The organism is Vibrio sp. V10_P2A27P122 (assembly GCF_963874335.1).
GTDB lineage: Bacteria > Pseudomonadota > Gammaproteobacteria > Enterobacterales > Vibrionaceae > Vibrio > Vibrio anguillarum.
The window spans coordinates 1-13,309 of record NZ_CAWNHY010000255.1 but is presented as its reverse complement, the minus strand read 5'-3'; the positions used below and the strand labels follow the sequence as shown (position 1 = coordinate 13,309).

Below are 13,309 nucleotides of genomic sequence, written 5' to 3'. Positions count from 1 at the left end.
TTATTCAACCATCGAACTGTTTTTTTGTACAGCATAAAATCATGTAATGGTCGATAAGCGGCAGGCCATCGGCTAATTTGAATAGTGACGTCTAAAATGCAAGATGAAGTAGGGTATCGGCAAATAAAAAACCCCATGAGTGGTTAGCCGCAAGGGGTTTTATTTATTTGGATAGTTTAATTTTTCCGGCGTCGCACTTTCAGTGCATGAGGCATCACACGAATTTTTTTCATGATGTTTGCTAAGTGAATGCGATCTTTGGTGGTCAGCAGCACAGTAACAGTATACAAACGTCCATCACGCTCTTCGGTGGAGAGGCCATGAATGTTGGAACCTGTTTTCGAGATTACATTCGTCAGTTCCGCTAACGCACCTTGGTGGTTTTGCATGTCCACTTTCAGTTCGGTGATGAACTCTTGGTCGTAATCTTTAGACCACTCAACCGCCATGTAACGATCCGGCTCTTTTTGGTAGCCACGAACATTAGGGCAGGTTTCACGATGCACCACTAAACCACGACCCGGAGATACATGCGCAATGATGTGATCGTCTGGGATGGGGTGGCAGCAGTTAGCAAACGTGAGCAAAATACCTTCAGCGCCGCGGATCGGCAGTTTCTTTTTCGGTTTGCCATCATTGCTTTCCACTTCGGTCAGCTCATCAGCATCGCCAAGCAGACGACGCGCAATGACAATACTCATCAGTTCGCCTAAACCAATCGCGGCCAGCAGATCATCGACCGTGGCCATTTTAAGCTCACCAATCACATGCTTAATGTTCTCGTCACTGATGTCACTGAGTGAAAGATCACCCAGCGCGTGATTGAGCAAACGTCTACCAAGTGTGATCGATTCCTCACGGCGCATGGTTTTGAGCACTTGACGTATCTTAGTACGAGCGCGAGATGTGACCACATAGTTGAGCCAAGCGGCATTAGGGCGAGCCCCAGGTGCGCTGATGATTTCAATCGTTTGGCCGTTTTTCAGTGATTTACTTAACGGATAAGGGTTTCGATCAACACGAGCTCCAACACAGGTATTACCGACATCGGTGTGTACCGCGTAGGCAAAATCAACCGCAGTTGCCCCGACAGGCAGCTCAACGATGCGGCCTTTGGGGGTGAAGACGTAGATTTCATCAGGGAAAAGATCCGACTTAACGTTCTCAATAAACTCAAACGAGTTGCCAGCGCTTTGTTGTAGTTCAAGTAGGCTTTGCATCCAGCGCTGTGCTTTAATTTGCGCGGTGGTGCCAGTGCGTTCGCCATTACCTTTGTAAGACCAATGAGCAGCAACACCTTTGTCGGCCATTTGTTCCATGTCTTCAGTGCGGATCTGCACTTCAACTGGGACGCCGTGTGGGCCGACCATCGAGGTATGCAAAGATTGGTAGCCGTTCGCTTTGGGCACGGCGATGTAATCTTTCATGCGCCCCGGGCGAGGTTTGTACAAACTATGAACTTGGCCTAATGCACGGTAACAGGTATCTGCAGTGTCGACCACGACTCGAAAAGCGTAGATGTCCATAATGGTGTGAAAGCGCTGCTCTTTGGTTTTCATCTTGTTATAGATGGAGAACAGGTTCTTTTCACGGCCGACCACGCGTGCTTTCAAACCGAAATCTTGCAAGCGGCCTTCAATTTCACTGTGGATGCGTTGGATCATCTCTTTGCGGTTACCGCGAGCGGATCTCACCACTTCTTTCAATACGCGATAACGATTCGGGTACAATGCTTCAAAGCCAAGCTCTTCTAGCTCAGTTTTGATGTTATGAATCCCTAAGCGGTGAGCAAGAGGCGCGTAAATCTCTAACGTTTCACGGGCAATACGACGCTTTTTATCCGGGCGCAATGCGCCAAGGGTACGCATATTGTGTGTGCGGTCAGCAAGTTTGATGAGAATAACGCGAATGTCTTGCACCATTGCCAGCACCATCTTACGAAAGTTCTCGGCTTGGGCTTCTTTACGATCACGAAATTTCAACTTGTCGAGTTTAGAAACCCCGTCTACCAATTCCGCCACGGCGTGACCAAATTGCGCTTCAAGATCGTCTTTAGTGACATCGCAATCTTCGATGACATCATGTAATAACGCTGCTTGTAGCGTTTCCAAATCAAGGCGCATATCAGCCAAAATTCGAGAAACCGCAACAGGGTGAATAATGTAAGGTTCGCCGCTAGAACGGGTTTGCCCTTCATGGGCTTCACGTGCGACCACATAAGATTGACGCAGAGCCTCAATTTGAGGCTCTGTTAGGTATTCTTGGACAACGTCTTTAAGGCTATCAAATAGATACAAATTATAGGCCCGGAAGGTTGTTGAATTTGAATGGCAGAATTAACGGTTGTGAGCGATGCTGCTTACGGCGGCCAATTCTGCGGCTTCTTGCTCTTTCTGCTCTTGGCGCTCACGAGCATCAAGCACATCTTTCGTGATAAGACCTTCTTCGATTTCGCGCAGAGCGATAACGGTTGGCTTATCGTTCTCTTCTGGCACCAATGAATCTTTACCGCCAGTTTGCATTTGACGAGCGCGGCGAGCCGCAATCAGAACTAGGTCGAAACGATTGCCCACTTTTTCAACAGCGTCTTGAACAGTTACGCGTGCCATGAGAACTCCAAATAGTTAACTAAAAATTTTTAAATGACGAGAAAGTATACAGTCTAATCTTTGTTTATACTAGCGATAGACTTTGCCTTGTTTGAGCGGGTGATTATTCCGCCAGTAGCGCGTTGAGCATGCTGTTATATTTAGCAGCTTGCTTGTCTTGCTTCAATCGTTCAGCACGTAAAATAGCTCTGAAATCCATTAATGCCACATCGAAATCATCATTTATGATGACATAGTCGTATTCGGTGTAATGCGAGATTTCAACTTGAGCTTCATTCATACGTTTAGCAATGACGGCTTCACTGTCTTGACCACGAGCATTCAAGCGGCGTTCCAATTCTTCTTTTGAAGGAGGAAGGATAAACACACTTTTTGCATCAGGCATTTTGTCGCGTATTTGACGCGCGCCTTGCCAGTCAATATCAAGAAAAACGTCAATGCCTTTGTTGAGGTTATTTTCAATCCATACCTTAGAGGTGCCGTAGTAGTTGCCAAATACTTCAGCATGTTCGAGAAATTCACCTTTAGCAATCAACTCTTCAAACAGCTCTTTTTGCACAAAATGGTAGTGAACACTATCTTGTTCGCCCGGGCGCATGCCGCGTGTGGTATGTGAAACAGAGACTTTCATCGCATAGGTTGGGTTGGTTTCCAACATCGCAGAGATCAAGCTTGATTTGCCTGCACCACTGGGTGCAGAGACGATATAAAGAGTACCTTTGCCCATCTGTTCTGTTCCACGTTAGGTTAGGATTGAATACTGATATTTGCGTCTATCAGCATGTTAAAAGATAGCACTGACCCAGAGAGTTTCATCCTAGAAAATGAAAATAAGGCCAGAAAAAATGGAGGCGAAGAGTAGCACGTTCCCATGGATGTCTACAACAAAAAGGTCGGCCTTTAGCTGTGAAAGGGGAATTTTGGAATGGTTATATTTTCTTCAATGAGTAAACGTTTGCTCTTATTTCAAGGCTTGTCGAGGGGGTTTATTACTGTATAATCGCCCGCCGCTGAGCTCGTGATTTGAATATGAACGCGTGTTAGGCCTATAAATTAATGCAAGACTAATTCTTCGATTTGGGTTCCCTCGCCCCCAAAACAAACTAAAAAGGTACACAATGAGTTACTTTACCCTTGCGCAGCAGCGCAAAGCTTTGGCACTTTTAGTGCTATTTCATTTGATCATTATTGCATCAAGCAATTATCTGGTTCAGTTGCCCTTTACTGTATTCGGTTTACATACCACTTGGGGCGCATTTACTTTCCCATTCATTTTTCTGGCAACGGATCTCACTGTACGCATTTTTGGTGCAGCGTTGGCTCGTAAAATCATTTTCTTAGTGATGTTACCGGCTTTGATTGTTTCTTATGCACTCTCGGTGCTATTTTTTGAAGGTCAATTCCAAGGGCTTGCTCAGCTTCATGAGTTTAATCTGTTTGTTGCTCGTATTGCGATTGCCAGTTTTATGGCGTATTTGCTAGGGCAAATTATGGATGTGCATGTGTTTAATCGTCTGCGCCAGATGAAGCAGTGGTGGGTTGCGCCAACATGTTCTACGTTATTTGGTAATGCATTAGACACGGTCGCTTTTTTTGCGATTGCTTTCTATCAAAGCCCCGATCCGTTCATGGCTGAACATTGGACCGAAATTGCCTTGGTTGATTATGGTTTTAAACTGGTGATCAGTTTAGGCCTGTTTGTGCCGATGTACGGTGTGCTGCTCAATTACTTGATCCGGAAGCTGACAGCGGTCAACCCTGATTTTCGAACCGTTGGGATCAATGCTCAGTAGTTGAAATGTTCAGTAGTGGAGTAGCAAGCCATTATACTAGGAAGAGAGAAAATCAAAGCCCGAGCAAGTGCTGCTCGGGCTTTTTCATGTGTCTGCATCTTATAACTATGATGGGTCGATAATGAGTGGCCAACCAATGTCGCTTTGACGGTTTGCTTCAATATCCAGTTCGGCGGTGGTGAGAGGATTGGCCGCTAACCATTTGGCGGATAACCGAAGAGTCAGTTGGTCACCTTGAGCTTGCAGTGTAAATTTAGGCTGTAGAGCCTCGTTACGACGATGGCTGAGCAATACGGCAAGGCGCAGTAAACGTAACACCCGCTTGGCGCTGTTACCCGACAGAGCGTACTGCTCTGGCAATGAAGAGAGCTGCTCGCGATAACGACGAGCAATTTCGCCTAGAAAGTGTTTCTGTGCACGGGTATAGCCGGGCAAGTCGAGGTTTTGTAGCAGGTAGGCGCTGTGTTCACCGCCTTTTTTTAAATCAATCGCTAACCCTATTTCATGCAATTGTGCAGCGGTAGTGAGCAGCATTTCAGCTTGCGGTTCCGCAATCCAATCTTCCCCCCCACACTGTTTGAGCAGCGATTGGGCAAGTTGAGCCACTTGCTTGGCGTAGTCAACATCAATTTGATATCGCACCTGAACGCTATTGATGGTACGCGTTCGAATGTCATCTTGGCGCAGCTCTTCGACCATTTCATACACTAAGCCTTCACGCAATGCGCCGCCAGCTAAAGTCATCGATTCAATCTCGAGCAGTTCAAAGATGGCAATTAAAATCGATAGGCCACTTGGGAAAACTAACGCTCGCTCTAAAGTTAAGCCTTCAATATCAAGCTCTTCCAAGTGATCGGCGAGCATCGCTTGTTTTTGCAAGCGTTTTAGTTTGGTATGAGTGATCACCTCATCCATCCCTTGCGCCAGCATAATCTCTTGCAACGCTTGTACTGTGCCACTGGCACCCACGCACACATCCCAACCTAACTGTGTGTACTGCTCAAGGATAGGCGCTAACGTCTGTTTTGCCGCATCGATCGCTCGATTAAAGTTAGCCGCGTTAAGCTGTCTGTCTTTAAAATGGCGCTCAAGCCAAGTGACGCAGCCCATTTTTAAACTGGTTAACGCTTTGGCATCGAACCCTTCACCAATGATGAGTTCAGTACTGGCCCCACCAATATCGACAACCAAGCGTCGTCCTAAGCCACCCGAAGTGTGCGCCACTCCTTTATAGATAGTGGCCGCCTCTTCTTCACCGGAAATAACCTGAATGGGGTGGCCGAGTATTTGGTTGGCTTGAGTTAAAAACAGCTCAACGTTGGTGGCTGTACGCAGTGTGGCAGTGCCAACAATACGGATATTGCTGGCGGGTATATCTTGTAGTCGTTCCGCAAATAAACTGAGGCAGTCCCATCCTCGCTGCATCGCTTCTTGGCTAAGAGCGTTGTTATCATCTAACCCGGCGGCCAAGCGTACTTTGCGCTTTATTTTGGCCATCGTTTGTACACTGCCATCAATATGACGCACGATGAGCATATGAAAACTGTTCGACCCAAGGTCGATGGCAGCGTAGAGCGGCGAGGAGACGGCTTTACTCATAAATGGATTACGAACCCTTATTACTTTGATGCGGTTGACGTGGGCGACGACTTTGTGGCTTACGGTTGCCAGTACGAGGGCCATTGTTATTAGTACGGCGCTGCTGAGGATTACGAGAACGCAGACGAATTGGCGGTGGTAAGTCTTCAATCAACGCCGATGCATCGTAATCAGAAACAGGAACTGCGTGCCCGGTGTACTCTTCAATCGCGGTTAGGTTAATGGCGTACTCTTCACAGGCAAAACTAATCGAGTGACCACTCTCTCCTGCGCGACCTGTACGACCAATACGGTGCACGTAGTCTTCACAGTCATCAGGTAAGTCGTAGTTGAATACGTGTGTGACTTGAGGAATGTGTAAGCCTCGCGCTGCCACGTCGGTTGCAACAAGAATGTCGACATCACCGGTAGTGAATTGCTCAAGGATCTTTTCACGTTTCTTCTGTGGTACATCGCCCGTTAGCAAGCCGACACGGTGCCCATCTGCGGCTAAATGACCCCAAATAGAGTCGCAGCGGTGTTTTGTGTTGGCAAAAATGATGGCGCGATCTGGCCAGTCTTGTTCTATCAGTGTCTGTAATAGCGCCATCTTATGTTCGTTAGACGGGTAGAACAGCTCTTCTTGGATGCGATGGCCAGTTTTTTGTTCTGGTTCAACAACCACGTGCTCAGGGTTATGCATGTGCTCGAACGCCAATTCTTGAACGCGATAAGAAAGCGTGGCTGAAAATAGCATGTTCAGGCGTTCTTTAGGTTCAGGCATACGGCGAAACAGAAAACGAATGTCCTTGATAAAACCAAGGTCAAACATGCGATCGGCTTCATCCAGCACTACAGCTTGAATATTATTCAAGTTAAACACGTGTTGTTTGTAGAAATCGATGATACGTCCTGTTGTACCGATCAATATGTCGACACCATCTTGCAGCTTAGACAATTGCTTATCGTAGCTTTCACCACCGTAAGCCAGCGCGGCTTTGATGCCAGTACTGGCAATCAGAGGTTCGGCGTCGTTATAAATTTGAATCGCTAACTCACGAGTCGGAGCCATAATAATGGCACGCGGCTGCGTCGGTTTTCGCCCTTCATGTTCAGGGGTTGTTAGTAAGTGGTTAAAAGTAGCAGCGAGAAACGCAAGCGTTTTACCAGTCCCTGTTTGGGCCTGGCCTGCAATGTCTTGGCCGGTGAGCAGTACCGGCAACGCCAAGGCTTGGATCGGGGTACAGTAATCGAACCCTTTTTTTTCCAATCCTTCAACAACTTGAGGATGTAATCCCAAATCGGCGAACTTTTGCTCTGTGATATGTGTCTTTTTCATCGCCATAGAATATCAGCTTAAGCTTGCAATACGAAAGTAAATACATTCCAATAGAGCATCTATTTACTGGTTAGCTTATAATCAGTGCAGAAAAACATATTGGAGTGGAAGATGAGCGATAAGATTTTGCAGCTTACAGATGATGGTTTTGAGAACGATGTAATCAAAGCTGCAGGCCCTGTTCTTGTTGATTTTTGGGCAGAATGGTGTGGTCCTTGTAAGATGATTGCACCAATTTTGGATGAAATCGCTAGCGAGTACGAAGGCAAACTGACTATCGGTAAATTAAATATCGACCACAACGCAGGTACTCCACCTAAGTTTGGTATTCGTGGCATCCCAACCTTGCTGCTGTTCAAAAATGGCAACGTCGCTGCAACGAAAGTTGGTGCGTTATCAAAAACTCAATTGAAAGAGTTTTTGGACGCAAACCTATAACAGGTATCGCAAAGCCGTACATTTTCTGATGCACGGCTTTGTTTTTTTGAAAAGAAACAAACTCTAGACTAGGCTATTATTTAGTGCTAGTTTATCGCACGTTAATTAGACAAGTGTTCACTTCTTGGTCGATCCTGAGACCAAAATCCATCTTAACTAGAAAATAGATCCTATTTTGACTAAACAAGTATCCACCACAATGAATCTAACAGAATTGAAGAACAGACCTGTGTCTGATCTTGTGAAACTTGGTGAGAGCCTAGGCCTCGAAAACCTAGCGCGTCTAAGAAAACAAGACATCATCTTCTCCATCCTAAAAGCGCACGCAAAAAGTGGTGAAGATATATTTGGTGATGGGGTCTTGGAAATTCTTCAAGACGGTTTTGGTTTCTTACGTAGCGCCGACTGTTCATATTTAGCTGGCCCTGATGATATCTACGTATCACCAAGCCAAATTCGCCGTTTCAACTTACGCACCGGTGACTCAGTATCTGGCAAAATTCGCCCACCAAAAGAAGGCGAACGTTATTTCGCATTGTTAAAAGTTAACACCGTTAACCACGACAAACCGGATAATGCACGTAACAAGATTTTATTTGAGAACTTAACTCCACTGCATGCCAATGAACGTATGATCATGGAGCGTGGTAATGGCTCGACAGAAGACATTACGGCACGAGTTCTAGACCTTGCCTCTCCGATTGGTAAAGGCCAGCGTGGTTTGATTGTTGCTCCGCCAAAAGCGGGCAAAACCATGTTGCTACAAAATATCGCGCAAAGTATTGCTAACAACCATCCTGATTGTGTGTTGATGGTGCTACTGATTGACGAACGTCCTGAAGAAGTAACGGAAATGCAACGCCTTGTGAAAGGTGAAGTGGTTGCTTCTACGTTCGATGAGCCAGCTTCGCGTCACGTACAAGTGGCAGAAATGGTGATCGAAAAAGCAAAACGTTTGGTTGAGCATAAGAAAGATGTCGTTATCCTGCTTGATTCCATCACACGTTTAGCTCGTGCTTACAACACAGTGATCCCGTCATCTGGCAAAGTGTTGACTGGTGGTGTGGATGCCAACGCATTGCAACGTCCTAAGCGCTTTTTTGGTGCGGCTCGTAATGTAGAAGAAGGCGGTAGTTTAACGATTATTGCGACGGCACTGGTTGATACTGGCTCTAAAATGGATGAAGTTATCTACGAAGAGTTTAAAGGTACAGGTAACATGGAATTGCACCTTAACCGTAAAATTGCGGAAAAACGTGTCTTCCCTGCTATCGACTTCAACCGCAGCGGTACTCGTCGTGAAGAGTTGCTTACTAAGCCTGATGAGTTACAAAAAATGTGGATTCTGCGTAAGATCGTTCACCCAATGAGTGAAAGTGACGCAATGGAATTCTTAATTGATAAGCTCGCGATGACGAAAACTAATGATGAGTTTTTTGATGCGATGCGCCGTCAATAATAGACGCTAAGTTTAGTATGACCAACGCCACCGTTTATCGGTGGCGTTTTTGTTTGCATTTGACCCATTAACCTTCCACAATAGGCTAAATGTTACAAGGAGGTTAAAATGCAACAAGGAATGTTGTCGTCGCTTCTCCTCTCGCTATTTTTATTTTGTGCGTGGCCAAGTGCTGCCTCTATAGAAATAACGTCTGATACAGCTCAAAAATGGCTTCAGGAAGAACAAATTCGCCATAAAAGTGCAGAGCTATTGCAGTACGCGGTACATGATGAATTTGATTCTTTGCGTTTTTCATTACAACGTTTAGCGCTATTACCGCAAGAAGCCGCACGTTTTCTGTTGCTGCAAAAAATCGAGCAGTTGGATCTCGCGCTAACGCCGAATATGGTGATCTTCATTGAAGAGCAGCAAGCGCTTGCACCCACTTATCAAGTTGTCGAAAAAGAACAAGGCTATGAATTCTCAACCCCAGCTTTTGACTCTTCTGCGATAGCCAGCCGTTTATTAAAGCGTTGGCGGCAGGAACAAACCATTCTCGATTTCTTGGTGAAGGCGGAGCGCCAAGAGCTAGTACTGAAAACATGGTTGTCAGGGACTCAATATCAAGTAAAAATTCGCGAAACGTTACTGATCCGCGAGTTAGATACACTATCCCCAAGTGCTTTAGCTGCGCTCACTGAGCAACTGACATCAGAGCCAGTGACCGGATGGTTGCCTTCCACACAAGTGATGGTTCGATTAGCTCAAGTTAGTGAAGATCCTAAAATTTATAAACTCCTGTGGCTGATGCGGGTCGATTTCTCCATTCAGCAGGAACTCACACGATTAGCCAGCGTAAGCGATGAATTTGCGATAAAACAGATCATGGCCGCCAGTGAAAATCCAAGTTTAAAAGTACAAGCGATTAAGGCATTAGTTCGCATCAGCCCCATGCGTTCTGATATCCGCGACTTTCTGATAGCCAGAATGTCAATCAATGAAGAGGTCAATTTAGTGGCCACTGCTTTGGTCGAGCAAGGACACAGCCGCTGGCTAAAGGATTTACTGGTGAGTAATTCTCAGGTGAAAAGTCGTGGTATTTTGCAAGCCCTCTCTCAATAACCCTATGAAATTTGGGGATCGTTAATGGGTTGTTTTTGTTATACTGCCTGCAGTTTAATCAGCGATGTAGTAGGCCTATGAGCTTTAAGGATTTACGTGAATTTGTTGACCATCTGGAAAAAACAGGCCAACTAAAACGCATTACTTGCCCGATTGACCCTCATTATGAAATGACGGAAATTAGCGACCGCACTTTGCGTGCCGCAGGTCCTGCTTTGCTATTTGAAAACCCGATCGGTTATACGGTTCCGGTGCTCACTAACTTGTTTGGCACCGCAAAACGCGTCGCGATCGGCATGGGGCGTAAAGATGTCCAAGAGTTAAGGGAAGTCGGCAAATTACTGGCTTATCTCAAAGAGCCTGAGCCACCACAGGGCTTCAAAGATGCTATCGATAAATTGCCTTTATTTAAGCAAGTGCTCAACATGCCAACCAAACGACTACGCAAGGCTCCTTGCCAGGAGATTGTTTGGCAGGGCAACGATGTTGACTTAGACAAAATCCCAGTGATGAGTTGTTGGGCCGATGATGTTGCTCCTCTTCTGACTTGGGGGCTGACCATCACTAAAGGGCCAAACAAGAAGCGACAAAATCTCGGGATTTATCGCCAACAGAAACTCAGTAAAAACAAAGTCATCATGCGTTGGTTGGCGCATCGTGGTGGTGCTCTAGATTTAAGAGATTGGATGGACACTCACCCCAGAGAGAATTTCCCAGTTTCAGTGGCTTTTGGTGCTGATCCTGCAACCATTCTAGGCGCGGTGACACCAGTGCCAGATACGCTTTCTGAATATGCTTTTGCGGGATTGCTACGAGGCAGTAAAACAGAAGTGGTTAAATCGCTCAGTAATGATCTAGATGTGCCTGCTAGTGCGGAAATTGTGCTGGAAGGCTACATAGATCCAAACGAATATGCTGACGAAGGGCCTTATGGTGATCACACGGGTTACTATAATGAAGTTGAAAAGCATCGTGTCTTTACGGTTACGCATATCACAATGCGCAGCAATCCTATCTACCATAGCACTTATACCGGACGCCCACCTGATGAACCAGCTGTGCTTGGTGTTGCGTTAAATGAAGTGTTTGTACCTATACTCCAAAAACAGTTCCCTGAAATCGTCGATTTCTATTTACCGCCGGAAGGTTGTTCTTATCGAATGGCGGTGGTGACGATGAAAAAGCAATACCCTGGTCATGCAAAGCGAGTCATGATGGGAGTTTGGTCGTTCCTTCGCCAGTTTATGTACACTAAATATGTGGTGGTGTGCGATGAATCAGTCGATGCTCGTGATTGGAATTCAGTTATCAATGCAATGACAACACATATGGACCCAGTCCGAGACACTTTATTCATCGAACATACACCGATTGATTCACTTGATTTTGCCTCTCCAGTGGTGGGGCTAGGCTCCAAAATGGGCTTAGATGCTACCATTAAATGGGATGTTGAGAGTGACGGTACAAGACAACAGTCATCCCCATCAACGGCTCCTCAGATCAAAGCTGAGCATTTGGATCAGCTTAGAGCACATCATTCTGAGATTGTTGATATCTATTTAGTGCCATTTTCTAATGATGGTTTCTTGATTGTATCCATGAACAAAGCGTTCGCTGGTCAATCTCAAGAGCTGTTAAAAAAGATATGGGCATTTTTAGAGACATTTTCAAATCTGAAGTTTGTTGTGCTCTGTGATGATGATGTGAATATCCGAGATTGGAATGATGTGATTTGGGCGATAACCACGCGCATGGATCCGTCTCGAGATACTGATCGTATAGAAGCTAATGAAGGGCAATGTTCCAAGCTCCTACTGGATGCAACCAACAAACTCTCTGGTGAAGTTCAGCGAGAGTGGGGGACGCCAATCCAAAAAGATCACGAGGTCGTCACCAAAATAGACTCGCTCTGGGATGAGCTAGGTATTTTATGACTTATACGGTGATCTTGCTGCCGAAAGGCGATACTTTTGAAGTGCAAGACGGTACAACGGTGTTGGAAGCTGCGCTCAACAAGAACATCTCTTTTCCACACCGTTGTCAAATAGGTGCATGCGCTATGTGTATGTGCAGAAAATTAGAAGGTGTAGTGGAATATAACTTAGAACCTATGTTGACTGACGAAGAGCAGCGACAAGGTTGGATATTCCCTTGCCAAGCCTTTGCAACAAGTAACTTAGTACTTACTTTTGCAGAGTAAGTCAGAGGAAAAACATGACCACCCAATGTAAAGTAAAGTCAATTGAGCCATTAGCCTCTAATACTTATAAAATCATCCTCCAACCTGAAAGTGTTCTTGCATTTAAAGCTGGGCAATATCTCATGGTAGAAATGGGTGAGAAAGATAAACGTCCATTTTCTATCGCAAGCAGCCCTTGCCGTTCTGGTGAACTAGAGTTGCACATTGGTGCCGCCGAGCACAATGCTTATGCACAGGAAGTGGTTGAGAAAATGAGAACGGCATTAAGCAACAATGGTTTAGTCAATATAGATGCACCTCACGGTGATGCGTGGGTAAAAGAAAATGAGCGCCCTCTACTACTCATTGCTGGAGGAACAGGTTTTAGCTATGTACGCTCGATTTTAGATCACTGTATTAGCCAAAAGAAAAGTAACGCTATCTATTTGTACTGGGGAGCAAAAGACGTTTACCAACTCTATGCAAAAACAGAACTGAGTGAGATTGCTCAGCAATTTGAGAACATCCACTTTGTACCTGTTGTTGAAACGGCTGATGAAAGTTGGAATGGTAAAGTTGGCAATGTACTCCAAGCGATCAATGATGATTTCGAGTCGTTAGAAGCGTACGACATTTATATTGCAGGTCGTTTTGATATGGCTGGAGCAGCAAGAGAACAGTTTACCCAATACAAAAATGCAAAAAGCGATCACATGTTTGCTGATGCCTACGCTTTTATTTAAGATCGAGAGATTAAAGCCTATCAAAAGAGAGCGAAATGCTCTCTTTTGATGCTTTGTGGCTGCTATT

General features: G+C 45.5%; 12 protein-coding genes. 7 read left to right on the top strand and 5 right to left on the bottom strand.

The features are described from left to right. Positions 1–176: 176 nt before the first annotated feature. The 3 genes from spoT to gmk all read right to left on the bottom strand — a co-directional run bounded on the left by spoT (position 177) and on the right by gmk (position 3,336). Entirely contained in the window at positions 177–2,297 is a 2,121-nt protein-coding gene (gene spoT, locus AACQ17_RS12320; protein ID WP_017045712.1) for a bifunctional GTP diphosphokinase/guanosine-3',5'-bis pyrophosphate 3'-pyrophosphohydrolase, read from the bottom strand. 39 nt (positions 2,298–2,336) lie between these two features. Then, positions 2,337–2,609 (bottom strand): DNA-directed RNA polymerase subunit omega, encoded by a 273-nt coding sequence (gene rpoZ / locus AACQ17_RS12315; protein ID WP_013855406.1) that lies wholly within the window; start codon positions 2,607–2,609, stop codon positions 2,337–2,339. 103 nt (positions 2,610–2,712) lie between these two features. Continuing rightward, positions 2,713–3,336: a guanylate kinase gene (gene gmk / locus AACQ17_RS12310; protein WP_094146969.1), complete on the bottom strand. Its 624-nt coding sequence runs from the start codon at positions 3,334–3,336 to the stop codon at positions 2,713–2,715. Between the two features lie 391 nt (positions 3,337–3,727). Between gmk and AACQ17_RS12305 the strand changes: the two genes are divergently transcribed. Beyond that, on the top strand, positions 3,728–4,402 hold the full coding sequence (locus AACQ17_RS12305) for a 7-cyano-7-deazaguanine/7-aminomethyl-7-deazaguanine transporter (RefSeq protein ID WP_026028324.1): 675 nt from the start codon (positions 3,728–3,730) through the stop codon (positions 4,400–4,402). A 105-nt stretch (positions 4,403–4,507) separates the two neighbouring features. On the opposite strand, the gene gppA is transcribed toward AACQ17_RS12305, so the two are convergent. Both gppA and rhlB read right to left on the bottom strand, forming a co-directional pair. Then, positions 4,508–6,001: a guanosine-5'-triphosphate,3'-diphosphate diphosphatase gene (gene gppA, locus AACQ17_RS12300; RefSeq protein ID WP_017045714.1), complete on the bottom strand. Its 1,494-nt coding sequence runs from the start codon at positions 5,999–6,001 to the stop codon at positions 4,508–4,510. 7 nt (positions 6,002–6,008) lie between these two features. Next, complete coding sequence (rhlB, locus tag AACQ17_RS12295) at positions 6,009–7,319, bottom strand: ATP-dependent RNA helicase RhlB (RefSeq protein ID WP_026027733.1); 1,311 nt, start codon at positions 7,317–7,319, stop codon at positions 6,009–6,011. Positions 7,320–7,430: 111 nt separating this feature from the next. On the opposite strand from rhlB, the gene trxA reads away from it, so the two are divergent. From trxA to fre, 6 genes are all read left to right on the top strand, one after another. Next, positions 7,431–7,757 carry a thioredoxin TrxA gene (gene trxA, locus AACQ17_RS12290; protein ID WP_010319293.1) on the top strand — a complete coding sequence of 109 codons (327 nt, stop codon included), beginning with the start codon at positions 7,431–7,433 and terminating at the stop codon, positions 7,755–7,757. Between the two features lie 199 nt (positions 7,758–7,956). Further along, on the top strand, positions 7,957–9,216 hold the full coding sequence (gene rho, locus AACQ17_RS12285; RefSeq protein ID WP_010319292.1) for a transcription termination factor Rho: 1,260 nt from the start codon (positions 7,957–7,959) through the stop codon (positions 9,214–9,216). Positions 9,217–9,324: 108 nt separating this feature from the next. Further along, positions 9,325–10,320 carry a hypothetical protein gene (locus AACQ17_RS12280; RefSeq protein WP_094146968.1) on the top strand — a complete coding sequence of 332 codons (996 nt, stop codon included), beginning with the start codon at positions 9,325–9,327 and terminating at the stop codon, positions 10,318–10,320. Between the two features lie 77 nt (positions 10,321–10,397). Then, complete coding sequence (gene ubiD / locus AACQ17_RS12275) at positions 10,398–12,254, top strand: 4-hydroxy-3-polyprenylbenzoate decarboxylase (RefSeq protein ID WP_094146967.1); 1,857 nt, start codon at positions 10,398–10,400, stop codon at positions 12,252–12,254. Beyond that, positions 12,251–12,520, top strand: coding sequence for a 2Fe-2S iron-sulfur cluster-binding protein (locus AACQ17_RS12270; RefSeq protein ID WP_013855397.1), 270 nt, complete (start codon positions 12,251–12,253; stop codon positions 12,518–12,520). Before ubiD ends, AACQ17_RS12270 begins: the two co-directional genes overlap by 4 nt. Positions 12,521–12,534: 14 nt before the next feature. Beyond that, the gene (gene fre, locus AACQ17_RS12265; RefSeq protein ID WP_088728573.1) at positions 12,535–13,242 is read left to right on the top strand and encodes an NAD(P)H-flavin reductase; all 708 of its coding nucleotides are present in this window, start codon (positions 12,535–12,537) and stop codon (positions 13,240–13,242) included. The last annotated feature ends 67 nt before the right edge of the window (positions 13,243–13,309 follow it).